The sequence below is a fragment of the Sphingobium sp. CFD-2 genome (assembly GCF_024611135.1).
Taxonomy (GTDB): domain Bacteria; phylum Pseudomonadota; class Alphaproteobacteria; order Sphingomonadales; family Sphingomonadaceae; genus Sphingobium; species Sphingobium fuliginis.
In genome coordinates this window covers 13,040-37,189 of record NZ_CP084407.1, presented here as the reverse complement: position 1 = coordinate 37,189, position 24,150 = coordinate 13,040, and the positions used below count along the sequence as shown (strand labels likewise).

Here is a 24,150-nt window from a genome sequence, read left to right as displayed (position 1 = left end):
GGGAGTCGTCATGACCATGTTGAAAACCCCGGTCCATCCCGGCGAAATCCTCAAGCATGAGTTCCTTGAGGAGATGGGCATTTCCGCTGGCAAGCTGGCGAAGCATATCCATGTCCCCCGCACTCGCATCGAGCGGCTGTGCGAGGAGAGGACTTCGGTCACGCCGGACACGGCCAAGCGTCTGTCCAAGGCACTGGGTACGACGCCGGAGTTCTGGCTTAACCTCCAGACGCATTATGATTTGCTGATGGACCAGGCCGCCGACATCGAAGAAATCAAGCCGCTGCTGGCGGCTTGATTATCCACGCGCGGGCGCAACGCTAGCCTTTTTCTGCGCTTCGGCCACCTGAAGGCTGCCAAGTCGGTTCCGGCAGGTTTGGGTGCGTAGATTGGATAGCTGCCCCTGGAGATCGAAAAGCGACCCGTCTACTGCAAATAAGGGTTGGTACAGATGGTTGGCGCGCCTTGCACATCTCCATTCATATAGAGCGCTTGGGGTCCCACGCTCACGGAGACGCTTCGCCAGCTGTATTCAAAGCATACGAGTCACTCGTTGTTACTCGCCACTTTCATCGCTCGGACGGGAGCACCGATCTTGCCAAATTTTGCCAAAGCCCCTATGTTGGCGGTAATGAGTACGATGAACATTTCACTGCCTGACACACTCAAGGCGTTTGTGGACGAACAGGTCGTCGGGCGCGGCTACGGCACGAGTAGCGAATATGTTCGCGAACTGATCCGCAAGGATCAGGACCGCCAGCGGCTGCGTCGGCTGTTGCTCGACGGTGCTGAATCGGCGCCGGGCGCTCCGGCTGATGAAGGTTATTTCGAGGGGCTGCGCGCACGGGCTCGTGGCACGATATGACGGAAAAGCGGATCGTTCCGCGCAAGCAAGCCCATGACGACGTGACGGGCGCCGTCGACTATTATGCGCGGGAGGGTGGACCGGACCTCGCACTCGACTTCGTCGAGGCGCTCGAAGCGGCCTACTGCGCGATCGCTGAGTATCCCGGTATCGGCTCGCCGCGCTACGCGCATGAGTTGAATTTGCCGGGTCTGCGACATCGGCGGCTTGCCCGCTTTCCGTGGCTTGTCTTCTATGTCGAACGAGATGACCACATTGATGTATGGCGCGTCTTTGATGCGCGTCGAGACATGCCGGCTTGGCTCGACGATCCAGACGAATATTAGCACACGCTGGCCGGAATGATCCATGAGCAGCTACACTGTGGCATCTGTACGGAAAGTCGAGCGTCTGCAAGCGGCTAATGCGGGGTGTCCAGGATGGAAAAGCGGATGAGGTGGATGGCTCCCGCTCACGGCATCTAAGTGCCAAGATGGGTTTGCTGTCATGCAACCCCAGCAAGGAGCCACCCGCCATGGAGATTAGCACAATCGGCCTGGATTTGGCCAAGAACGTTTTTCAGATTCACGGTATCAGCGCGACCGGTGAGGTTGTCATTCGCAAGGCGCTGCGGCGATCGCAGATGCTGCCATTCTTCGAGAAGCTGCCGCCGTGTCTGGTAGGCGCCGAGGTCTGTGGGACATCGCATCACTGGGCGCGCGAACTGATCAGGCTGGGTCATGTGGTGCGGCTGATGCCGGCGGCCATGTGAAGCCTTATGTGAAGCGCGGTAAGAACGATGCCGCCGATGCCAAGCGATCTGTGAAGCGGTCACGCGTCAGACGATGCGGTTTGTCCCCGTCAAGTCGCGCGAGCAGCAGGCGGCGCTGTCGCTGCATCGCGTGCGCAGCCTGTTGATCAAGCAACGCACGCAGCTGGTCAACATGATGCGCGGCGTGCTCGCCGAGCTGGGCATCGCCATCCCGGTCGGGATCATGAAGGCACTGCAGATGGCGCGACAGATCGTTGACGGCGAGTCCGAGCTCGACTTGCCAGCCGAAGCAGCGAACGTCGTCGCCATGCTGGCAGGACAACTGCTCCAGCTTCATGTCCAGTTGCGCAAGCTCGATTTGCGTCTCGCCGCTCTGCAGCGAAGCGACGACAGGGCGCGGCGCCTAGCGACGATCCCTGGTATCGGGCCAATCGGCGCGACCGCGCTTGCCGCGTCGGTAACTGATCCAGGGCTGTTCTCATCGGGGCGCCAGTTTGCCGCCTGGCTGGGGCCGACCCCACGGCAGAGTTCGAGCGGCGGCAAGGAACGCTTGGGGCGGATTACCAAGATGGGCGACAGGTATTTGCGTGCGCTTTTGGTCGTCGGCGCTACCGCGCTGGTCCGATACGCCAAGCAAAAACCAGAAACGGTCGATCCGCGCTTCGTCGCCCTGCTCGTCAGAAAGCCTGCGCGCGTCGCCTCGGTCGCGATCGCCAACAAGATGGCGCGGATCGCATGGGCGGTCATGGCTCGCGGCGGCGTCTTCGAACGCGGACATGCGCCTATGCTGACGGCAGCGTAGATCACGAACTTAGCTGAGGAGATCAGCTTCACGAGGTTGTGAGAGCGAAGGACGTGATGGCACAACCGGTCGGACCGGGAGCAAGGACAACCCAAGGAAGGTCTTAGGCGTCATAGCCTGCAAAGCCGATCGGACCTTGTTCGCGGACACCATCAGGGCCAGCAGTCTGCACCGACTGCATCACCAGGCCGGACAGACGACTGCACCCGACCAACGGCCAGATCATCACTTTACGCTTGCAACGCGGGAGCCATCCACAGACGCCCTTCCGTGGCTAAACATGGAAAATGGGTCCTGAACGGCACGGAAAGGCCACTTCGCCCTGCACTTTCCCGCTCTGTCAGGGGATTGTGGCAGCGACCGTCGGTGCCAATCGATCGACAAGGATCGAACTCGCCTGATTGAGGCCAATAACTTCGACCGCGATGCCATGGCGCCTCATCCTGGTGACAACCTCCTCCAGCGCGCCCACTGCCGTGATGTCCCACAAATGGCTGGCGGTCAGGTCGATGCGGACATGGGAGGCCGAGTCACGCAGGTCGAAGCGGTCGGCGAAAATGTCAGCGCTCGCAAAGAAGATCTGGCCTGCGACAATGTAGGTGCGGGTGTCGGTGGCCTCATCATAAGTGGACGTGACCTCCATCATGCGCGTCACCTTGAAGGCGAAGAACACGCCGCTCAGCAACACGCCCACCGCGACGCCCGCCGAGAGATCATGCGTAGCAACGGTCACGATGACGGTCGCCACCATCACGATGCCCGACACCTTGGGATGGCGGGCGAGGTCGCGGATCGAGACCCAGGAGAAGGTGCTGATCGATACCATGATCATGATCGCGACGAGCGCCGCTACCGGCACCTGCGCAACCCAAGGGCGAAGCGGCACCATGACGAGGAGGAGAAAGACGCCCGCTACAAGGGTGGAGAGCCGCCCGCGACCGCCATAGCGAACATTGCCCACCGTCTGCCCGATCATGCCGCAGCCGGCGATGCCCCCGAACAACCCGGCCGCGACATTGGCAAGGCCAAGGCCGGTGCACTCGCGCGCCTTGTTGCTGGTGGTTTCGGTCAAATCGTCGACGACGCTGGCGGTCATCATGGATTCAAGAAGGCCAACCGCCGCCATGGCGGCCGCATAAGGCAGAACGATACGAAGGGTCCCCCACCCGACCGGCACGTCCGGCCATGTCAGCCAGGGCAAGGATGACGGCAGGCGGCCAAGATCGGCGACCGTGTGGATGGGCATGGGGAATGCGATACTGACCGCCGTCAGGACGAGGATGCAGATGAGCGGCGAGGGAATGGCCGTTATGATCCGGGGCGCCAGGTAGATGATCGCAAGGCCGCCCGCAATCATCGCATAGCTGTGCCAGCTGACGTTCAGCATCTGCGGTACCTGCGCCGAGAAGATGAGGATGGCGAGCGCATTGACGAAGCCTGTCCGCACCGAACGCGATACGAAGCGCATCAATATGTCCAGTTTCATCAGCCCGAAGGCGATCTGGAGCAGTCCGGCAAGCAGCGTCGCGGCGAGCAGATATTGGAGCCCATGGGCATGGACCAGCGCTGCCGCGACAAGGGCGACCGATCCCGCCGCGCCGGAGATCATGGCAGGCCGTCCACCTGCAAAAGCAATGATGATGCCGATCATGAAGGACGCAAACAGCCCCACTTGCGGGTCGACACCCGCAACAAAGGAGAAGGCGATAACCTCGGGGATCAGGGCAAAGGTGCCGACCATGCCGGCGAGCACGTCGCGGCGGGCGTTGGCGGCGCCGTCCAACCATTCAGCGCGGTAACGCGCCATAGCGGTGCTGTTCATGCTGGGAGCCCGACGAGGGCGCGATAGGACTGGTCAGGGGGGAGCTGATCGAAAACGGCTCCGAACAATCCGATGCGACGAACGTTGTCCGGCGGATCGGCGGCCGGAATAGCCACCCGGAATTTCACCGGGTCCTTGCGAATGCTGTTCCCCTAGCGTCGGCAGCCTGGGAGCGCAACCTGTCAACTGCGGAAGGGAAAGCTGCTGGCCTTTAGCTTCCCGCGTTAGATGCCAGGCAAGGCACATTGTCGGCAGTCCAATCGATCTCATGTGCCGCGGGAACTCGTTTGCCTGCCTCGGTACGGATGTTTTTTCCGCCCGGATTGTAGCTTATCCACCCCATGCTGTTGTCGAACAGGGGAATACGGCCATTGTCGCGCTGCGCTTTGACCGCCTCAATTTCCTTCTGCTCGATGCGCGATCCCCGGACCATGCGAAGCGAGCCATCATATATGTCGAAGGCGCGGTAATAGGCCCGACCGAACATCCGGTTGTCGATATCATCCTTGTGCGACCACTGTTCCGCCCTTGTCGTCGACGGCAGACGGACGGTGGTGACATAGCAGTTGAAGTCCGGCCTGTTGTAGAATGGCAGCGCCTGATCCTGCTCTGCTGCACGTATCCGCTTTTCGGGCGGGTTGAAGCCGCCGCCCGGCAGTGCGAGCGACCTCATCCCATCGCCATCGTCATCCCAGTCCACCGCGCCCGTGCCGATGATGGTCAATATGCTGGCCTGCGCCTTTATATCATAGCGCCATTGAACATCTTCGATGGTCTGCCATGTATTTCCGATCGCATTCTGCCGAAAAGCGCCGAGCAACTGCGCAGGCGTCGCTGCCGCAAACTGAACCTCCTGCTGCAAGCCCTCGATCCCGCGCTTGATGGTCGTATTGATAATCCGCGCTGGCTTATCAAACCCGGCGCGGGCATCGATCTCGAACAGCGTTATCTCATTGGGACGCGAGGCAGGCGCCCAACCAAGCTGCTCGAGACTGCTTCCCTGCGGGCTCACCGGAAGAATCCATTGATAGGCTATGACCGGTTCTGCGCGAGGCGGTACAACCGCAGGCAAGGTGCCATCAAGCCAATAGCTGTGTCCATCGATCCGCGCCCGCACCAGCACATGGTCGAACATGCGTGGGCTGGGCAGCCGCTCGTCAAGCCCATCATCCGTGCCGCTGTTGTTGACCAGCACCGCTTCGGCTTCGATGCGCAACTCGCGCAACAATGCCAGCAGAAGGGCAGTCTTGGCCTTGCAATCGCCATAGCGCCGCTGCCATGTCTCATCGGCTCCCGCTGGCGTCAGATTGCCGCCATTCAGCCCGACATAGATATAGCGGACGTCCTGCTGCACCAGCTTCAGGGCAGCAGCAGCGCGATCCAGCGGCTTTGCATGCGTTGCGGCGATACGTGCGGCCTCCTGCGTGAGCGACGAGTTAGCGCTCAGTTTCGAAGCATTGAGGAATAGCGGCGCGAAACGGCGCGATATGCCCTGCCAGCTGCTAAAACTGCTATATTCAACAACCCTCTGCCTGAGAACGGCGGTGCAAAATTAGACCACGGTGGCGGCGGCGAAGTGCTGCTGCGGGCGGCGTAAAAGTCGTCCACTTTGCCTTCTTTGCGCGAGCAGGGAGGGCGTGGAGATATATACCGTGGATCTTTACCTGAAGGTGCGTCTTGCTTGCGCGGGCGGCATGAGCCAGCGTGAGGCGGCGAAGCATTTCAACGTATCGCGCGACACGGTCCGCAAGATGCTGTCGTATTCGGAGCCCCCCGGTTACCGCCGGACGGCGGCGGTGCGGCGGCCCAAGCTGGAAGCGTTCGTTCCGATCATCGATGCATGGCTTGATGGTGACCGTCAGGTTCCGCGCAAGCAGCGTCATACGGCGAAGCGGGTATTTGACCGCCTTCGCGAAGAGCACGGTTTCACCGGCGGCTACACGATCATCAAGGATTACATCCGACAGCGCGAGCAGCGCAGCCGGGAGATGTTCGTGCCGCTGGCGCATGCGCCCGGCCATGCCCAGGCAGATTTTGGTGAGGCCATGGTCGAGATCGGCGGTGTTGTGCAGAAGGCGCATTTCTTCGTGCTCGATCTACCGCACAGCGACGCCTGCTACGTGCGCGCCTATCCCGCTGCCGTTGCCGAGGCATGGATGGACGGCCACGTGCACGCCTTCGCGTTTTTCGGCGCGGTGCCGCTGTCGATCGTCTACGATAACGACCGCTGCCTGGTCTCGAAGATCCTGCCCGACGGCACGAGGCAGCGCGCCCGGCTGTTCAGCGGCTTCCTGTCGCATTACCTGATCCGCGATCGTTACGGCCGTCCCGGCAGGGGGAACGACAAAGGCAGTGTTGAAGGGCTGGTCGGTTATGCTCGCCGCAACTTCATGGTGCCGATCCCCCGGTTCGCGACGTGGGAGGCGTTCAACCTGTGGCTCGAGGAGCAATGCCGCAAGCGTCAGAACGACCGGCTGCGGGGCGAGAGCGAGACGATCGGCGAGAGGCTGAAGCGCGATCTGGCGGCGATGCAGGAACTGCCGGCTGCCCCGTTCGAGGCTTGTGACCAGACCAGCGGCCAGGTCTCGTCGCAGGCGCTGGTGCGTTACCGGACCAATGATTACTCGGTGCCGGTGCGCTTCGGCCATCAGGAGGTATGGATCCGGGGCTATGTCGGCGAGGTGGTGATCGGCTGCCGGGGCGAGGTCATTGCCCGTCATGTGCGCAGCTACGAGCGCGAGGACGTGATCTTCGATCCCATCCATTACCTTCCCCTGATCGAACAGAAGATCAATGCGCTCGATCAGGCAGCGCCCCTGCAAGGCTGGCACCTGCCCGAAGCGTTTGCAACGCTGCGCCGCCTCATGGAAGCTCGTATGGGCAAGCATGGTCGGCGCGAGTATGTGCAGGTGCTGCGTCTGCTGGAGAGCTTCACGCTTGCCGATCTGCATGCGGCCGTAAAGCAGGCTCTCGATATCGGGGCGATCGGCTTTGATGCCGTGAAGCATCTCCTGCTGTGCCGGGTGGAGCTGTCATCGGTCGTGCAATTCTCCGCAAAAGTGGGCTTTGAAAATTCCCTAGTTGGTGGCCCCTTCATCTCATTCTGCCGGGGCTAGCCCCGGCAGAATGAGATGAGCCGACATTGTCCTCATCTCCTTTGCAGACGCGGAGACGGGGCCGATGATCCGACTTGGAGAATTGATGATGATCCTCGAACTACATCGACAGGGCGTATCGATATCCGCCATTGCCCGACGCACTGGTCGCGACCCCAAGACCATCCGAAAATATATCGAACGGGGCATCGAGGCCCCGGTTTACGGCCCGCGCATGCTTGGCCGACCGAACAAACTGGCACCCTATCTAGAATTTTTGCGTGAACGAGTGACGGCCTTTCCCGATCTGACGGCGGCGCGTCTGACGCGGGAAATCCGTGAGCTGGGGTATATGGGCGCCTATACCGCGGTAAAGCGGTTCCTGGCAGCGATCCGACCGGAAAACGGCCCCAAGCCCTTCGAGGTTCGCTTCGAGACGCCGCCTGGCGTGCAGGCACAGGTCGACTTTGCCCGGTTCGTCGTCGAATTTACCGATGAGCCCGGCGTCAGCCGGATCGTCTGGCTGTTCAGCCTGGTGCTGGGCCATTCGCGCTTCCTGTTTGCGCGCTACGGCATGCATCAGGATCTCCAAAGCCTGTTGCGCTGTCATATGCAGGCCTTTGAAGCGCTCGGCGGCGTCCCGATCGAAATCCTCTACGATCGCATGAAAACCGCCGTGACCGGGGAAGATGATCAGGGCCATATCATCTACAATCGATCATTGCTGGCTCTGGCCGGGCATTATCGCTTCGTGCCACGCGCCTGCCGTCCCTATCGGGCCAAGACCAAGGGAAAGGTCGAGCGGCCGTTCAGCTATATCCGCAAGGACTTCTTCCTGGGCCGGAGCTTCCGCAATCTGGACGATCTCAATGTCCAGCTGATCGACTGGCTCGATACCGTCGCCAACGTCCGTGTCCACGGCACGACGCAGCGGATTATTGCTGAAGCCTTCGCCGCCGAGCAGCCTGAGTTGCAGCTGCTTCCGGCGGGCCGCTTTGACGCTGTTCTGAAGCTGGAGCGCCGCGTCAGCCACGATGGGATGGTCTCGGTCGGCGGCAATTACTACAGCGTTCCCGATCGCACCCGGCGCGTCGTCGAAATCCAGCAGTTGCCCGACAAGATCCGGATCGTAGACCGGGGCCAGGTCATTGCCGAGCACCCGGTTCTTGAGGGGCGCCGGCAGTGCAGGATCGATCCTGCGCACCGGACAGGCAGCAGCGGCGCCAAGCGCCGTATCCATGGTAAAGAGGTAATCGCCATCGGTCGTGTAGGCGAGCATGTCACCGTGCGCTCCCTGGCCATCTATCAAGCGATCGGCAGCCAACTGGCGCGGGGAGAACGGCCATGAACCATGGGGGTGCCGCATCCCGCGTCGATAATATCCGCCGCAGCCTGGTCCATCTCAAAATGCCACGCGCCCTGGAGATGCTCGACGCCACCCTGCGCGGCATAGAGCAGGGCAAAATCGATGGCATCGAGGCCATCGACATATTGCTGAACGAAGAACTGTCGCTCCGGGAGAACCGCAGGATCAAGGCAGCCCTGCGCATGGCAAGGCTGCCGATCATCAAGACGCTGGACGGATATGACTTCTCCTTCCAGCCATCGCTCGACCGGAACCGCATCCTGGCGCTCGCTGGCCTGGACTTCATCAACCGGGCCGAGGTGGTGCATCTGCTGGGCCCGCCCGGTACCGGGAAAAGCCATATCGCCACGGCCCTTGCCGTCGAGGCCGTGAAGGCGGGCAAGAGCGTCTACTTCATCCCGCTCGCCGATCTGATCGCTTCACTGACCAAGGCTGAACGCGAGGGCACGTTGCGCGAGAAGATCCGCTTCCTATGCCGATCCTCCCTGCTCGTCGTCGACGAGATCGGGTATCTTCCCGTCACGCCCGGCGGCGGCAATCTCTTCTTCCAGCTCGTCAACGCCCGATATGAAAAGGGTGCCATGATCCTGACGTCAAACCGCGGCTTCGCCGAATGGGGTGATGTCTTTGGCGATCCGGTGGTGGCCACCGCGCTGCTCGACCGCCTTCTTCACCACGCTGTGGTCATCCAGATCGAGGGCTCCAGCTATCGCATGCGACAGCACGCCGACCTGCTGCCCGAGCATGCGCGCATGGCACCGTCCAACAACCCGCCGCCCTTGCCAAAGCGGCGCGGCCGCCCGCCAGCAAAGGAAAAGCCCGATCTCCATCACGGCTGATCACCGACACAAACCCTCCCGCCAAACTAGGGAATTTTAGATGCCCACTTTTGCGGAATCTTCGGTGCCCGTTGACAGGAGCGCCGACCACCCCGATTGGACATGGCGATCTATCCCTATCTGCCCAGAGCCAGGGTGGAGACGACATCGGCGCGCTCCTACATGCAGTTGCTCTCGGGCGATGCGAAGGATGCGGCATGAGCAGTCCGTCCCCCGAGCTGTTACTGGCCAGCCACCTCAAGACGCTCAAGCTACCAACCTTCCTGCGCGAGCATGACAAGCTGGCCCGGCGATGCGCGGCCGAGGGCGCAGATCACGTCCGCTACCTTGCCCGGCTTGTCGAACTGGAGCTGATCGACCGGGAACGCCGGATGGTCGAGCGCCGGATCAAGGCTGCGAAGTTCCCGGCCGCCAAGAGCCTCGACAGCTTCGACTTTGCCGCGATCCCCAAGCTCAACAAGATGCAGGTGCTGGAACTGGCACGCTGCGACTGGATCAACCGCCGCGAGAACGTCATAGCCCTTGGTCCCTCGGGAACCGGCAAGACCCATGTGGCGATCGGCCTCGGCCTTGCCGCCTGCCAGAAGGGCCTGACGGTCGGCTTCACCACCGCGTCCGCGCTGGTCAGCGCGATGATGGAGGCACGCGACGAACGCCGCCTTCTGCGCCTCCACAAGCAAATGGCCGGATACAAGCTCCTCATCATCGATGAACTGGGGTTCGTGCCGCTCTCGAAAACCGGCGCGGAACTGCTGTTCGAGCTGATCTCGCAGCGTTACGAGCGCGGCTCGACGCTGATCACCAGCAACTTGCCGTTCGACGAGTGGACCGAAACGTTCGGCTCCGAGCGCCTGACAGGCGCGCTCCTCGACCGGCTTACCCACCACGTCTCCATACTCGAGATGAACGGAGAGAGCTATCGTCTGGCCCAAAGCCAGGCGCGCAAGGCACGCTCCAACCCCTGACAGAAAAGACCATCCGTGTGTTGGCGACCCCCACTCGGGCTACGCCCTCGCGGCGCTCGCCAGCACACGGATCACCCGGCCTGATTTTGCGCCGCCCAATGGCCGACTTTTACTCCGCCGTTGACAGGCGATGCGGGGCGAAAAAGAAACCAGCTTCGAATGCGTCTCGGCGGCGCGCCCCTTCAACGAGTATCAGCGTTGCGCGCATCGGCCCGCAATTTGCCTCCATCCCAATATTGTCGGGCAGAGAAGATACAGTCAATGGAATGCGAGCGGTCGTCCGCCAGATCGCCGAGGAGGGTGAACTTCCGTTCAGACGCACCTGGTGGCTTGCTCTTTCTTCATCGGAGCGTGCCCCTCTCCTTCGTGCGTTACTATCGGTGGCTTCCCGCATAATGCGCTGTCAGCTGCGATCCTGCGGCAGCGTCGGGATGTTCGCCAAAAAGTTCGTGGAAACTGCCCAGGCCTGTAACTGCGTCCCCATAGTCGAGATTGACCCAGTCGCGACCGATACTCGTCCCGCCGACGAAGGAACCCGCCACCCAGTCGGCAGCTTCTTCCAGGGCTGCCATAAGATGCCAGGAGGTTTCAACACCGTCCAGCACCACGCACGGAGCGATGGTTCTGGCGAGATTGAGCAGCGGCCCGATCCGGGCCCGGCTCCTTTCCGATTGATGGGCGGTACGAAGGAAGCCGCTGTCGATCCTGATGATCTCGGGCGCGATGCCAGCGAGTTGGTCAAGGGATGCACTGCCGCCACCGAAACGGCCGACCGCTATGCGGACGCCAAATGTCCGCAACAGGCCAAGCACTCCCCTCGATTCCACTGAAAGCAGATCGCCTTTATCGGCTATTTCGAGGATCAGTCTGGGACCAAGCGCCGGCTCGCGTTGCAATCTTGCGAATATTTCATTCCAACCGGCTTGCGGGCCCAAGAGATGGGCATCGAGACTGGCCGAGGCGATGGGAATCGAGAGCCGCGCGAGAGGATCTGCCCGCAATTCGTCGAGCACATCCGAGACAAGTTGGAGATCGATGATATGGGATAGGCCGAGGCGCTCGAACGCCGTCAGGGCTGCATCGCATTCCAGTTGCTGGCCACTTTTATTCGCATGGCGCAAACGTCCATCATAATAGAGAATGCGACCCTGGTCCCTCGGGTCCACCACAGGTCGCCAAACATAAAAGGCGGTTCGACCCCTGATTTGTTCGAGCAAGGTCACGCAGCGTTTCATGTCGGCCCGATATCGACCTTCTTCCTTTGCAGACATCAAGATCCGACCGTCGAAGCCTCTTGCCATCGCACTGGCGAGTTCCGCGGTAACAGATTCCACCAAGGCTTCGAAACATTGGGGAGATGTCTCCACATCCAGCGGACGATAGGCGGCGCAAATGTCGAGCAAGACGGCATGGTCTTCGAAGCGGAAGGGTTCGGTGCTGACTATGGTGCAGAGTATTTCTATCAGCTCTTTTGGTGCGTAGCTTTCAAGCAGCCTGTTATGCGCGATGAGAATGATTTTATCATCGTCAACAGATGTGATGAGGGTGTTGCCGAGATGTCGTTCGAGGCGCCTGCGAACCTGCTGAAGAGCCGCACGCGCCAGGTCCCCGCCATATGAGGCACCCAGGGCTGAATAATTGTTCAGGCGAACTGCCAGAAGATAATAGCTGCTCCCCTTCTCGACCAAATCCATAAGCGAACACCTTTGCGACATCGGGACAAACCTGCGGATCCTTTCGCCCCGGACCCGTATGTCCCCCTTTTCCCGGCAGAAACCATCATGGGTACGCAAGCCCTGGTCCTGACCGCGGCTGCGATCGGATCGGATCGGATCGGAGCAAATAAGCCCCTCCCCTCTCGTTCCTTAAAGCGTCCTCGCGATGCGACACGCCTGGCGCTCCGGCATCAGCCCGCGCAAACAATCGAATCAGACCCTGAACCTCATTTTATACCTCCGTCGCGCCTTTCCTTGGATCAACCATGATATCGCGCATCTTACAAGGACAAACATCGGGAATGACGCCACCGGTTCCTTGCTATTCCTGTTATGTCCTTATTTCTTTGCCATTCGATCCTTGTCGTTTCTTGTCACAATCAGCGGGGCGCAAAAATGGCGCCGCTGTCTTTCCTTTCCGTTGCGCCACCGTCTGTCGGGCAATGTTGAGCCTGCTCTACACCCCCTGCCCCGCCGCCCCTGCCCGGCTCCTGCAATCGTTGCCTGACCCTCTTGAAACCTAGGGCGCGCGCCACCGCTTAGCGGAGCTCCACCCCTCTGCGAACCAGAGAGGTTCAGTTCCTTTCCCATGAAGCGACGAACCCAAGCGGAACGGACGCGCGATGACTGAGGCCGGCGGCCGCGGGTGACAGGATCATCGGTGCGCACGTTCCTCTTCGGATGCTGCGGGACATGATCCTTTGTCCAAAGCGCTCTGCTGGAGATGGCCGTGAGCCCGAGGGCAGATGCAGGCGGCGAGCATTTCTCAGCGCCGAAGCGAGCCGCTCCTGTTAAGGGAGATTGTTCGGAGGCATGGTCCAGCCCGCGAACTTGTGAGTTGCTCTGCTAAATGGGCGGGGCCGACCGCGGATGACCAAAAAATCCGGCCTCTCAGAAGCTCTGTGGCGCCGGTTTTGAACCCCTGATAACCTCTGGGTCACCAAGGAGGGTGTCAGTGCCTGGTGAGCCTCTGAGGGACCCTGTAGGCCTATTTCTTGGTTTGTTCTCATTTCGGGCATCACCCTAAGGTCGAGCAAAACTTCACGTTTCGGCTTATAACGCCATGACCTGTGGGCTGGCAGGGATTTCTCGGATAAGCCCATCACTCTCTATTCTCAAATTCCATATCGCGGCGCCGCGAGGCGCACGTTAGATAGGTTATGGAGATGTTAGAGAGTTAAGCAGCCGCGACGAAGCAGCGAATCGCGCTGACTCCACGATTCGGGGTTCCAGGCTGATCCGCGATAGCACGTTTGCAGGGGCGTGATGGCACGAGGGTTTGTGCCGCGATAGCACGTCTTGCATGCCATGATGGCACGATGCCCGCATAGGCAATGATCGTATCTGGCGCGATAGCACGATGAAGAATGCGCTGGCGGGCATCTTGCCCCTCCCCTTGCGTCGATACTTTCGCTGTTTTCGGCCTGCTGTGGCCGAACCGAAGATCGGCGTCCATCGGCCGATCGGCCATGAGATCGTGCTATCGGGGATAGCAGGGCGGGTGGGCCGCTATCTGGGGGGAATGTGCAGCCAACCCTTGCGTCGGCCATGTCCGAACCGCAGTCGAGATACTCGTCACGAACAAGGTGTTCGGATCCGGTGCAATGGTGGATGCTTTTCGAGCGCAGCAAACAGGCGACGAGATGATGTACCTGTTCCCAAGATCATGGTGCAGGAGATTGGAGCAGAAGGCCCACGGCCGGGCAGATGATCGGCTTGCAGACCAGGCGTCGCCGTTGGGTCATTTCCATAGGACGCCGCCGCTTGCAGGTCCTGCTGGACGCCAGGACTTTGGTTGGCCGATAGCCCGCCAGGTCATATTCAACGCGAGCCGTGCCGGCTGCGGATTGACTGGTTCTCTGGCGGCTGGCGAGCACGGGAGCCGTTATGGCATTGCTCGCTCGGCTCAGAGACCCTTCCGACGGGTTACCGGCTGCTTACGCATGATCTCGCCGGCTGGACGCCGATGGACGTGGGGCTCGCGTGGGCGCCGGCTGCGGACGCGTGAGAGGTGATTAGTAGCTCAACATGACAGGTGCTCCAGGGGCGGATGGAGAAAGGGTCCTCGGGAGCTGCCCTCCTCACCAATCGCTCCCTCCCCTCCCCTCCCCTCCCCTCCCCTCTCCTCCTTTGCGCACTGCTCTGCGACATGGCGCCTTCGAGAAAGGGCCCGGCGGCCATTCCGGCTGCGGAAGCGGACGGCTTTTCTCCCATACCGTCGGGCCTATGGCAACAGTACCCGTGCTACCGCGATTGGCCCGGAAGCTGGTCATCGTAGGCGGACTGGGGCATGCGCGGCCCCAGCGCGTACGCGTGAATTATAGAGGATCATCAGGCACCCTCTAGCATTCAGCGCCGTTCACCTCAGAAGGCGCGGACAATGAGAGATGAGGCCGTTGGAAATCCTCCAACCGTCTCCGTCCCGTTCTGAATCAGGCTCATGCCATGACCGCCTGCGCGGCCTTGGCTGGCGAGGTTGCCGTCGGCAACATTGGTCTAAACCACAGAAATTATTGAATAAATTCAGGTTTTGAGCTTTTTGCTCCGTTCTGCTGCCGCGCGCGGCGCGAAAACGGTCCGGTGAGATCGGGGCGAGGAACGCGGCGAGCCAGCCTCGATCCATTCGCGCCTTCACCGTCATATTTACAGATGTGAAACCCCAATGGGAAGCGTCATCGTGCTATCGCGGATAACCAAGGAAGTGCCGCGAAGGCCAATATGTCGCGATAACCGCTGGCTTTTTGGGTAGAGCAGTGCCGTTCGCAGTCGATGCGCGATAGCACGATAGTGTCTCCAGTGAAGCCAGGCGCCGCCCGATCAGCGACCGCAGGCGCATACCCTGTGTGCGGTGCTGGGCCGGTCGACGAGGAGGGCTTATGCGACTGCGGTCAAGACCAGAGGCTGCGGTAAATGGATCCTCAGGAGGCGGGGAGGGCAAAAGCTGCCGTAATTGCCAGCCCATGGCTATTGGCCGATGGAGAAGCTGGTGTCGGGCTTGCAGCTGACGAGATTGGCTTCGGGTAGGGCAGGGGGATTGGCACAATGGCCGCGGCGAGCCCGCGAAAGATGATCGGCCCGCTGTAGCTGGCCAGACTCCCGACTTGCTCAACCGGATTGATCACCTGGCGGCTCGCGCCGCGGCCATAGATGCATGTCGCGAGGGCAAGGCTAGGACGTGGCCGTTCGCGGGTCATCAACAGTCAGGTCGTCCGCGCCAGGCGAACCGAAAGCGAGACCGCTTCGATTGGGCAGGAGGTCTGGATTGCAGAAAGCATGCCATGCGGCTCCCTGAACAGCCCGCCCCTCGACATGAATGAAGCCGCCATCAGGAATGCTGACCTGATCTCGGGGGCAGGGGAGGGGCGTCCGCTTCCGCCGCTGATGACGGGCGGGGGGCATATAGCAGCCGGTCGCATTGACAAGAGATGGGACGACGCAAGGAGGGCGCTTGGAGCGGAGCCTGCGCTTCTCTCCTATGTTGGCCTTCGGTGGCGGTCCATCTACCGGTCATGACGGGTCTTTGGCACCGCGGGAAGGGCGTTTGCTACAAGAAGGGAGTGATCGTGACCGCCAAAAAGGCGTTACGACCCATCGGCGCAGCGCTCCTACTGACCGGGAAGGCTATGCTTGTTGCGCTGGTGATGGCTTTTCATGAAGAAATAGAAACGCTTGGAATAATTTGCAGGCAGCTCAGGCAGGTTGTTCGCGATATAATTGTCGAACCGGTTCATCAATATATCGAGATCCCAGCCTGGGAAATCGCGCCGAATGGCTTCATAGGTCGCTGCATCGATGACATCCCTGGCCTTCGCGGCGCGGTTGCGGGAGCGCTCTGGCGTTGCTCGCTGCTTACCGTCGCTGCTGACGCGAAATGCATTGGCCGTACTTGCGACGAGTGCTGCCATATCAGCGGGAGAAACAAGGTCCTCCGGCGTAGGGGGCGGTTCTGGTCTGTATCTTTGGGGCGCTGGACGGGCCGTTCGCGTCCCGGCAGCAGGCGCGACGGGGGCAGGGGCAGGGGCGGGCTGCGGCATGGATGCAAGCCAATCCTTGCGCATGACCATCCAGAGCTTGGGGTTGGCGGATTTCTCGTCTCGCACTTCAATATGGAGTTCCGGCAATGCATCGGCGCGCGCGATGGCAAGAAGTGACGCCTTGAACTTGGCTGGCACCTGCTCGCTGCCGCTCTTTTGAAGCAATGTGTCGAAGCCGATGGTAAAACCTTCCGGGCCGTTCCCTCCAGCATGTTTCCGGGCAGCGCGGTAGAGCCAGCGCTCGATCCCGCCCTTGAGATCGAAATAGGCTGGGTCGACCGAGAGCACCGATTTCTGGTCGAGAACTCCGTCAAAAAACCATTTGGCGAGCGTGACCTCGATGCACAAAACCTTGTTGCGACGCTCATCGATCAGCTGTGTCCAGCTGTCGATCCAGGAGAAGGTCACTTCCCTTGATTTGCCCTTGGCGCAGATATTCGTCTTGATCGTGGTGGCTTGGAGACGATCAAGCGCATCCCTCAGCCGCTCGTACGCCCGTCCCGACGTGTCACGCCGAATGAGCTTCATGATGTCGGCGGGATGCACCCGGATGGTGGGTGACAACTGGTTCGAGCGTTGCCGCTGTTCGTTCAGATAGGACGCAAAAAAGATCATGATGTCCGCGTCCCATATGGTGGCCATGCCATAATGGGGGTTAGCCGAGACGTGAACGCTGACCTGTCCATTGGGACTGAGATACTGGATCGGCTTGATGCGCTTTTTGGCCAGGGAAAAAAACGGGCGCTGCATTGTCTCCTGATAGTCACGCAGCGACATGTCTCCAAAATCAGGCAGCGGCGTGAACATCTCGAAGCTGAGTTGCACTTGCCGGCCAAGAGAGGGAGGGGACGCTGCCATATTCAATGTGCCTGTTTCAAGCTCCGGAGAACCATGTTGCCGACGGCAACATTTTCCATAACTCCATGTTTTTGCGTACTAAATCATGCATTCCACGCGTCGGAAAACCATAAGGCAGCCTCGCCTGTCACGCCTTCCCCCTGGAACGGATGCGAGCTTTCTCGATGATCGATCTCAAGCTTTCCACCATCTCGTCGACCGAACTCTCGGAGGGGACGATCCGGATCATGAGCTCGTTGGCGCGATCACGCTCCACGACGCCAAATTCACGGCCTGACTGGGTCTGGAGCATCTGCTTTTGCCGCCGCGCGCGCGCCTGCACATTGTTGGCGGCCGCCAGGAGGCGCGCTACCACTTCATTGGCGGGAATGGCAGTCTGATCGAAGCTCTGCTTGAGACTCTGCTCTTCCGCCAGGGCCTTTGCCGCATCTTCCATGCGCTCGCGCTTTTCCCCGTCGTCGAGCAGAGGGAGGAGGGGTTTTGCAAAATGCAGCGTGAGGTCGCGCGATGTTTCAAATGCCGAAACGATCGTAAGAGGCATTTCCGCCAGCGCGATATAGCGGGAGAGCGTGCCCGGGCTGAGCTTCAGCCGCTCGGCCATGCGCCGTTGCACCCCGCCATAATGGGCATGCAGCGCTTCGCGATAATTGGTCGCGCGCTCATAGTCGGAAATATCCTCCCGTTCGCGATTCTCAATGTCCGCAACACGGAATGCCGCTTCATCGGTCAGATCCTCGATCGAGGCATAAAGGCATATTTCGGGATGATCATTGGCATTGAGCCAGGCTATGGCCCAATGGCGCCGGGTTCCGGTGACCAGTTCATAGCGCTTTTCGCCATTAGGCGTCGGGCGCACAATGACCGGAATGCGATTGCCGTTTTCCGCGATGAGCGAATCAATGAGCGTTCGCACCCGCTCTTCGGTCAACGCGGCATAGTCGCGCGCGTTGCCGGGCCAAATGGAAACTTCGTCCGGCTTGAGGGAAATTGCCGGTTTTTTGAGGATTTTCGTGGCTTCCTCGAAACTGTCGAGCCGCCGCGCCGCGAAATTCATGGGCTTGCGCGCTCGCGCGACCGCCGACCCTTCCTGTCCCTGGCCGCCTTCGGCCTGCTCTACCGTTGCATTGGCGATGACCTCATCGAAGATCGAGCGCTTGCTCATGCGGCTTCTCCATCCAGCCTGTGGCCCTCGCCAAAACCGCCCATGCTGGTTGATGGCCACTGCTGGCGGATCACATGCAGGATCTCGGAAAACACAAGATCAAGATTGTCCCGGCAACGCGTAAAGGTCTTATGCGAGGAAATCGGCTTGTCCGATTCATACACTGAGCGGAATTCCTGAACGGAATTCTTGATTTCCTCAGAAGCCAGTATCGGATTTGTCAGCATGTTCGTGCCGCACATCTGCTGGAGAATGCGCAGCATGCCTGCTTCGCCGTCGGCCGAACGCGAATAGTTGGAAGCGACCACCCGAATGAAGTCATAATTGACCCCCATGTCATAGCCATGAAGCGCCTCGAGCGTGTCAGCGATATTGGTCATGAAATGGATGGTGGACAGAAAGTCCAGTTGCCGCGCAGGTACGGGCACCACAAGGCCGGTCGCGGCGGCCATCACGTTCATTCCCAGAAATCCCATGGCCGGGGGAGGATCGAGCAGAATGACGTCGAATTCGCGGCGGACCTGGCTGATCCCTGACCGGAGGAGACCGAACCGCCGCATGATCTCCTGACGGCCCTCGGCCCCCGCCACCATGTGCCATTCGATTTCCCCAAGCCCAAGGCTGGAAGGCACGATCTTTGTCGTCGGCCAGGCTGTATCCCGGATTGTCTGGCGGAAGTCATTGAGCGGCGCCGTGGGCGCCAGGAAATGCGCTAGCGTCTCCTCGCTATCCCATAATTCCTCCTGATCGACGTCGAAAAGGGAACTGGTGGAAGCCTGTGGATCGCAATCGACAACCAGGACCCTCAATCCTTGCAGCGCGAGATAGTCGGCCAGATGCTTGGTGATGGTGCTTTTGCCCACACCGCCTTTGAAATTCTGCACGGCAAGAACGACGGCCGGCTCATGAGACTGCTTGCCTGGGACGATGCCGAGCGCCTGACGAATGAGGGTCAAATCCTCCAGACTATAGTAGCGCCGGCCGTTCGATCCGATCTTTGGCTGGGGAAGCCTGCCTTTGGCTTCAGCCTTGGCAAGCGCTTCAGGCGTGCGACCGATAAGATCAGCTGCACGTCCAGGACCGAAAGTGAGGTCCAGTTTCTTGCGCTCACGCGGGCGGAAGGCAACTTTCTTGAGTTGGGAACTCAAAGCTTCGCCATTGTCGACCATGGCTTTAAGATTGGAGATGGTGTCGATCATCATTGGCCCCGAACCGAATCAGGGCGACCCGGTTATGAATAAATTAGGATTGTCGCTCGAGGTTGTCAATAAATCGCCCATTCCGGTGATATTTCACTAACCCGGTTGCCGCAATGCCGGCGCATAGAGCTGTATGATCCGAACTCCGCAGCCGGTGTCCAGACCGACAAGGTGCCAGGCGTTGTGCCCGCAGCGAGAGCGCAGACCGGCCTTGTCCAGCCTGTGGACAAAAGCCTGAGATCTGGCGATGGCACGCACGTATGCGCGGGACCCGGGCCAAGACAGCCCGAGGGGAGCGTCAACAGGGAAAGGGGCATGGGTAGCCTTGAATCATGGCGCGCCCATGTGGGCTGGATTAACGTGTTGCGAATGAATAACGGCGAACATGGATCCAGGGAGTTGAAGCGAATGAGCCATGGGTAGTCGCAGGAACGCTGCCGCTTATGGCGCGCTAACACTCGTCATGCTGTTATGGGCCGGCAACTCGATTGTCGGCCGGGCGGCGCGAGATTTGATTCCTCCTTTCACGCTGGCATTTGTGCGATGGACCGGCGCCACCTTCATTCTGCTTCCCTTCGCGGTTCGACATCTTGCCTCCGACTGGGCGCTGCTCAAGCGCCATCTCGCTGTGACCCTTCTGTTGGGGATCGTAGGCATCGGAGCCTTCAATGCCCTTCTTTACGCCGGCCTGCATGACACCAGTGCGACCAATGGCTTGCTGATCCAGGCGGCGATCCCCGCAATGGTTCTTCTCTCCAACCGGCTGATTTTCGGACAGGGCGCGAGGGCAGGGGAGGCCCTGGGAGTGGCGGTCTCGACCTTGGGCGTCACACTCATCATCCTCAAGGCTGATCCGCAGACCCTGCTCGAGTTCCGCTTTGGCCTGGGTGACGCATTGGTCCTGGGGGCGGTGATCGCCTGGGCGCTCTATACCAGCCTCTTGCGGTTGCGGCCGCCGGTTCATCCGCTGGCCTTCCTTCTGTCTACTTTTGTCATTGGCATCCTGTGCATGTTCCCGCTTGCTGCGGGGGAGTGGTACTTTCAGGGATTCCCCCCGCTTGAGCCGGCGGTGATCGGCGCCTTTGGCTATGTGGCGACCTTGCCTTCGCTTGTCGCCTACATGTTGTTCAATGCGGCGGTTGCCGTGCTGGGGGCCGCCAGGGCGGGGCAGACGATCGCGCTGATGCCCTTGTTTGGCGCGGGTCTGGCCAGCCTCCTTCTGGCGGAACCTTTGCAAGACTATCACTGGGCAGGGATGACCCTGATTCTCGCCGGCATCTCTCTGGGGGCCTTGCCTTGGCGAAAAACTCCAGCGTCTCAGTCGCGCGATAGGTGAGGCGCAGGCCCGGCTTTACCCCATCGCGGCCGCCACGGGCGCGCGGGAGAGTGCATCATTGCCGCGGTACAGCAAGGCCTGCGTTAGTCTGTCTAGAAATTCGGGCCCAAAATGACCCGGCCTGACAGGCCGGGCCAAGGAGGAAAGGAAACCGAAAAGCTTCCTCGGGTCGCGCCTCTAAATGTGGCGCACGCAGGTGGCGGTGGCTATCCGTGTTTTTCCCGGATATCGAGACATTAGGAGCTTGGCTGCACCTGCTCACCTGCTCAAGGTGATGAGCTGGGCAAGGCTTTGGGCCTCCGTTTTCGCCATGATCGAAGCCCGGTGATCTTCGACTGTTCTGCTGCTCAAGCCAAGCGCGGCGGCGATCATCTTGTTGCTTTGGCCTTGCACCAACAGATCGAACACCTCCCGTTCTCGAGGCGTAAGGGAAGCTGTACGATTCCGTCGCTGCCGCCGTTCGCGCGACCAGCATGCGCCTTCCTCTATCGCGACAAGCAGACGCTCCTGGTCGAGCGGTTTTTCAAGATAATCGAGGCCACCATAGCGCCGGACCGAATCGACGGCATTGGCGGTGGTGGGCCATGCGGTCATGAAGACGATCGCTACCGACGGGTCGAGCTCCCTGACTTTCTCTGCGAATGCAAAGCCGTCAAGATCGTCCATCATCATATCGGTGAGGACGCAGTGGGCAGGGGCGTTCGCGTAGATTTCGAGCAAGGCCCCCGGATCGGTGAACGGCTCTGCGTCGAAGCCGTGCCGGCGTAGCAGGCGCGCAAGGCTCGCGCCCAGATCGCGGTCATCATCCACAACATAGACTTTGGTGGTCTCGTCCATCATGACGCATCTCCGGCTATGGGCAGGCAAATTGTGGCTTTGACGAGGCCGTGGGGGAACTGGTCGCGACGAAGCGTGCCGCCATGCGCCTCGACAATGGCGCGGGCGACGAGCGTGCCCACGCCCATCCCTCCACGGGGCACAAGATCAGGGGCCGTGCGGTTCGAAACGACGATCATAACCCATTGCCCTGTCCTGGCGGCGGACAGTTCAACCTGACCATCGCCTGAGGCCTGCATGGCATTGCGCAGCAGATTGACAAGAGCCTGCGCCAGTTCGACCTCCTGGGCAAGGATGACCAGGTCCGGATCGACGGGTTCGGCCTTGAGGGTGATGCCCGCGTTTTTGGCCTCCATCGCCGCCAGGGCGGCAACACTTTCGATCAAGGCAGCCAGGGGCAAGAGCGCAGGTTCGTCAACCGCTCGCCCGCCATAGCTGCGCAGGCGACGGATCATCTGCGACAAGGCCGCGGCCTTGCGGTCGATCAGTGCCGCGCTCTCGGCGATTTCCGGTTCGGCAGATCCCGTGATGGCATGCAGATGCTTGGCCTCGATCGCGAGCGTCGAGAGGGGTTGGCTGATCTCATGGATCACCGCGACCGACATGGCGCGCAGGGTCTTGAGCCGCTCCGCCTGAAACAGCAGCCGGTCACGGCGCTCAAGGTCCGCGCGCGCCTGACGCTGCGCGTCCGCGAAGCTCCCCGCGAGATAGCCCACCACGACTACCGTCGCGAGGCCCAGATGCAGTTGCAACCGTGCGGCGGTCGCCATGCCATGAGCCGTCTGCGGCAGCATGAACAGCGTTACGAGCACCAGTGCTGCCCAGGCCGCCGCTCGGCCAAAGCGCAGGCCGATCCAGGCAAGGGCGAATATCACCGGCATCGGCTGGACGCCCAGGTTCCCTCGGCGCAGTGTCTCCGTGATCAGTATCCCGCCAAGCAGCAGGGCACAGCTCTCGGCGATGCCGGCGAGGGGAATGCCGCCTGGCCGCCTGGAACGAGGCGGATGGGTCAGCGCCTGCGCTATCCACAACAGGGGTGGGGCGAGGATCAGCACGCCAAGGAGGTCGCCAACGGCAAAGGCGGCAAGAGAGGTGATCAGGTCGTCACGGCCCTGCACCAACGTCATCTCCGGGCGCCAGAGGGACTCAGGCAGGGCGGAGATCGCCGCTACGGCGGGCGCCGCCGCGGCCGCCAGGCCGAATGGCATCGGCGCGATGAGCACACTGGCCCTGGATCCGCTCGCGAGCCAGCGGATGGCCGCTACGCTGGCGCCATAGGCCAGGACCGGCCGCACGATTCCGAAAAGGACATAGGGCCAGTCCGGTGAACCCAATGGCAGGAGACCTTTGGCCATGTTGACCAGGATCTCCACGATCGCGATGAATGGCGTCATGCGTGGTCCGGCATGCCACAGCAAGGCGAGCCGCAGACCTGCGGCCGGATACCACAGCGAGTAGAAGCCAGTTCCCCCCCATGCCGCGGCGATCCCATGCATGATGGCAAATCCAGCCCCATAAGGAATGAGCAGCATCAGATCGGCCGGACGGGGAAGCCAGGCTCGCGAAGCGTGCTGCGAGGAAGGAACGGGAATTGAACTGCGGATCATCCCGGCTGTTTGACAGTGCTCGGCCCGCGATCAAAGCCGGAAAATGTCTCCACAGCTCCCGGCCCGGCGCAGGTTCGAGGCCATGCGGGCGAGAGAAATAGCGGCTCGGGGGCAACAGGCCTGCTTTTCGATCCGGCCGCACGACAAGCCCGAGGCATGGCCGTACAAGGAGCCGCAACGGGCAATCGCCTGATCGGCAATGTCCATCCAGGCAACCGTTGCGCCTTTGAACGGCTTGCCCTGCTAGATTCTGCAAGGATGTCAGCTCTTTCAGCTCCGCCAGTCCGGGGCTGTTCATCCATTGTCTGGCTCAACATCGGCTCCGACCGCCAGGATGGCTATTCCACACGGGGCTGCGACGGATTACGAATATCCCGGTCAACGAGACGGAGAGGGAATCAGATGGGAGAAAGGATCAAGCAGCAGCTTCCTGCGCCGACAATGCCGCGCGCGGCGAGCATTGATTGGGGGCTTACTGCGAGCGTCGCGCTTCTGCCAGATGCTCGAGCGTCGCATGCCCGGGGTCAAGGATGACGTTAGAAACGAACTTGCAAGCTGGGCCCGAAAGCTTGAATCGGCAACCGATGCGTCAAGGCTCGCCCAGGCCCGCAGCATCAGGCAAATGCTGGCGAGCTGGATTTTCAATCGCTGAACGAATTACCCAGATGCGCATGGATGGACGTTGAGCGCTCTCTTCATGCCCCAGTCCCGGCGCCATGCATCGATGAGTAGCGATGCGGCGCCGGGCGTCCCAATGCCGTGGTGCGACCCGAGCCGGCTCTGGAAATCAATATCCGGGAAATTGCCTTTGAGGCTGAATGAGTCGTATTTCCTTATAGAGCATTCGCGCCCCCATGTCGAAGAAATCATAAAAGTTTAGAGACCTGAGTACAGCAT

General features: G+C 60.8%; 15 protein-coding genes, 2 pseudogenes and 1 other annotated feature. Of the genes and pseudogenes, 9 read left to right on the top strand and 8 right to left on the bottom strand.

Going from position 1 to position 24,150, the window contains the following annotated elements:
- Window positions 1–10: 10 nt before the first annotated feature.
- From LDB29_RS25520 to LDB29_RS25505, 4 genes and pseudogenes are all read left to right on the top strand, one after another.
- The gene (locus tag LDB29_RS25520; protein ID WP_257558318.1) at window positions 11–298 is read left to right on the top strand and encodes a HigA family addiction module antitoxin; all 288 of its coding nucleotides are present in this window, start codon (window positions 11–13) and stop codon (window positions 296–298) included.
- Window positions 299–631: 333 nt separating this feature from the next.
- A complete protein-coding gene (locus LDB29_RS25515) occupies window positions 632–865 on the top strand; it encodes a ribbon-helix-helix domain-containing protein (RefSeq protein WP_257558509.1) in 234 nt (77 codons plus the stop codon).
- Window positions 862–1,191, top strand: coding sequence for a type II toxin-antitoxin system RelE/ParE family toxin (locus LDB29_RS25510; RefSeq protein ID WP_257558316.1), 330 nt, complete (start codon window positions 862–864; stop codon window positions 1,189–1,191). Before LDB29_RS25515 ends, LDB29_RS25510 begins: the two co-directional genes overlap by 4 nt.
- Window positions 1,192–1,379: 188 nt before the next feature.
- Window positions 1,380–2,418: pseudogene (locus LDB29_RS25505) on the top strand (IS110 family transposase).
- A 340-nt stretch (window positions 2,419–2,758) separates the two neighbouring features.
- Here LDB29_RS25505 and LDB29_RS25500 read toward each other — a convergent pair.
- Complete coding sequence (locus tag LDB29_RS25500) at window positions 2,759–4,240, bottom strand: SulP family inorganic anion transporter (protein ID WP_257558314.1); 1,482 nt, start codon at window positions 4,238–4,240, stop codon at window positions 2,759–2,761.
- 82 nt (window positions 4,241–4,322) lie between these two features.
- Window positions 4,323–4,378 (bottom strand) — a sequence feature (sul1 is cis-regulatory element that is thought to sense ions involved in sulfur or methionine metabolism; They are found in Alphaproteobacteria).
- A gap of 73 nt (window positions 4,379–4,451) precedes the next feature.
- Entirely contained in the window at window positions 4,452–5,597 is a 1,146-nt protein-coding gene (locus LDB29_RS25495; RefSeq protein WP_257558508.1) for a hypothetical protein, read from the bottom strand.
- 337 nt (window positions 5,598–5,934) lie between these two features.
- Here LDB29_RS25495 and istA (LDB29_RS25490) point away from each other — a divergent pair.
- From istA (LDB29_RS25490) to istB (LDB29_RS25475), 4 genes and pseudogenes are all read left to right on the top strand, one after another.
- Window positions 5,935–7,269 (top strand): annotated as a pseudogene (istA, locus tag LDB29_RS25490) (IS21 family transposase); the annotation flags it as partial.
- 151 nt (window positions 7,270–7,420) lie between these two features.
- Window positions 7,421–8,683 (top strand): IS21 family transposase, encoded by a 1,263-nt coding sequence (gene istA, locus LDB29_RS25485; RefSeq protein WP_257558312.1) that lies wholly within the window; start codon window positions 7,421–7,423, stop codon window positions 8,681–8,683.
- Window positions 8,680–9,540, top strand: coding sequence for an IS21-like element helper ATPase IstB (istB, locus tag LDB29_RS25480; RefSeq protein ID WP_119750084.1), 861 nt, complete (start codon window positions 8,680–8,682; stop codon window positions 9,538–9,540). Before istA (LDB29_RS25485) ends, istB (LDB29_RS25480) begins: the two co-directional genes overlap by 4 nt.
- 197 nt (window positions 9,541–9,737) lie before the next feature.
- Window positions 9,738–10,505 (top strand): IS21-like element helper ATPase IstB, encoded by a 768-nt coding sequence (gene istB / locus LDB29_RS25475; RefSeq protein ID WP_054944222.1) that lies wholly within the window; start codon window positions 9,738–9,740, stop codon window positions 10,503–10,505.
- 374 nt (window positions 10,506–10,879) lie between these two features.
- Here the strand turns inward: istB (LDB29_RS25475) and LDB29_RS25470 are convergent, their stop codons facing one another.
- The 4 genes from LDB29_RS25470 to LDB29_RS25455 all read right to left on the bottom strand — a co-directional run bounded on the left by LDB29_RS25470 (window position 10,880) and on the right by LDB29_RS25455 (window position 19,473).
- Window positions 10,880–12,199, bottom strand: a complete 1,320-nt coding sequence (locus tag LDB29_RS25470) for an EAL domain-containing protein (RefSeq protein ID WP_257558310.1) — start codon at window positions 12,197–12,199, stop codon at window positions 10,880–10,882.
- A gap of 3,626 nt (window positions 12,200–15,825) precedes the next feature.
- A complete protein-coding gene (locus LDB29_RS25465) occupies window positions 15,826–17,079 on the bottom strand; it encodes a replication initiator protein A (protein ID WP_257558309.1) in 1,254 nt (417 codons plus the stop codon).
- Between the two features lie 160 nt (window positions 17,080–17,239).
- Complete coding sequence (locus tag LDB29_RS25460) at window positions 17,240–18,274, bottom strand: ParB/RepB/Spo0J family partition protein (protein WP_257558307.1); 1,035 nt, start codon at window positions 18,272–18,274, stop codon at window positions 17,240–17,242.
- Entirely contained in the window at window positions 18,271–19,473 is a 1,203-nt protein-coding gene (locus LDB29_RS25455) for an AAA family ATPase (protein ID WP_306812601.1), read from the bottom strand. Before LDB29_RS25455 ends, LDB29_RS25460 begins: the two co-directional genes overlap by 4 nt.
- Before the next feature lie 415 nt (window positions 19,474–19,888).
- On the opposite strand from LDB29_RS25455, the gene LDB29_RS25450 reads away from it, so the two are divergent.
- Window positions 19,889–20,809, top strand: coding sequence for a DMT family transporter (locus LDB29_RS25450; protein WP_257558304.1), 921 nt, complete (start codon window positions 19,889–19,891; stop codon window positions 20,807–20,809).
- 258 nt (window positions 20,810–21,067) lie between these two features.
- On the opposite strand, the gene LDB29_RS25445 is transcribed toward LDB29_RS25450, so the two are convergent.
- Both LDB29_RS25445 and LDB29_RS25440 read right to left on the bottom strand, forming a co-directional pair.
- Window positions 21,068–21,649, bottom strand: a complete 582-nt coding sequence (locus LDB29_RS25445; protein ID WP_373886391.1) for a response regulator transcription factor — start codon at window positions 21,647–21,649, stop codon at window positions 21,068–21,070.
- Window positions 21,646–23,142 carry an MASE1 domain-containing protein gene (locus LDB29_RS25440; RefSeq protein WP_257558302.1) on the bottom strand — a complete coding sequence of 499 codons (1,497 nt, stop codon included), beginning with the start codon at window positions 23,140–23,142 and terminating at the stop codon, window positions 21,646–21,648. Before LDB29_RS25440 ends, LDB29_RS25445 begins: the two co-directional genes overlap by 4 nt.
- Between the last annotated feature and the right edge of the window lie 1,008 nt (window positions 23,143–24,150).

Excerpts from the sequence above, each read along its gene's own strand:
- LDB29_RS25520 (WP_257558318.1), top strand. The coding sequence starts at position 11 with ATGACCATGTTGAAAACCCCGGTCCATCCCGGCGAAATCCTCAAGCAT.
- LDB29_RS25515 (WP_257558509.1), top strand. The coding sequence starts at position 632 with ATGAGTACGATGAACATTTCACTGCCTGACACACTCAAGGCGTTTGTG.
- LDB29_RS25510 (WP_257558316.1), top strand. The coding sequence starts at position 862 with ATGACGGAAAAGCGGATCGTTCCGCGCAAGCAAGCCCATGACGACGTG.
- LDB29_RS25500 (WP_257558314.1), bottom strand. The coding sequence starts at position 4,240 with ATGAACAGCACCGCTATGGCGCGTTACCGCGCTGAATGGTTGGACGGC.
- istA (WP_257558312.1), top strand. The coding sequence starts at position 7,421 with ATGATCCGACTTGGAGAATTGATGATGATCCTCGAACTACATCGACAG.
- istB (WP_119750084.1), top strand. The coding sequence starts at position 8,680 with ATGAACCATGGGGGTGCCGCATCCCGCGTCGATAATATCCGCCGCAGC.
- istB (WP_054944222.1), top strand. The coding sequence starts at position 9,738 with ATGAGCAGTCCGTCCCCCGAGCTGTTACTGGCCAGCCACCTCAAGACG.
- LDB29_RS25470 (WP_257558310.1), bottom strand. The coding sequence starts at position 12,199 with ATGGATTTGGTCGAGAAGGGGAGCAGCTATTATCTTCTGGCAGTTCGC.
- LDB29_RS25460 (WP_257558307.1), bottom strand. The coding sequence starts at position 18,274 with ATGAGCAAGCGCTCGATCTTCGATGAGGTCATCGCCAATGCAACGGTA.
- LDB29_RS25455 (WP_306812601.1), bottom strand. The coding sequence starts at position 19,473 with ATGATCGACACCATCTCCAATCTTAAAGCCATGGTCGACAATGGCGAA.
- LDB29_RS25450 (WP_257558304.1), top strand. The coding sequence starts at position 19,889 with ATGGGTAGTCGCAGGAACGCTGCCGCTTATGGCGCGCTAACACTCGTC.
- LDB29_RS25445 (WP_373886391.1), bottom strand. The coding sequence starts at position 21,649 with ATGATGGACGAGACCACCAAAGTCTATGTTGTGGATGATGACCGCGAT.
- LDB29_RS25440 (WP_257558302.1), bottom strand. The coding sequence starts at position 23,142 with ATGCATGGGATCGCCGCGGCATGGGGGGGAACTGGCTTCTACTCGCTG.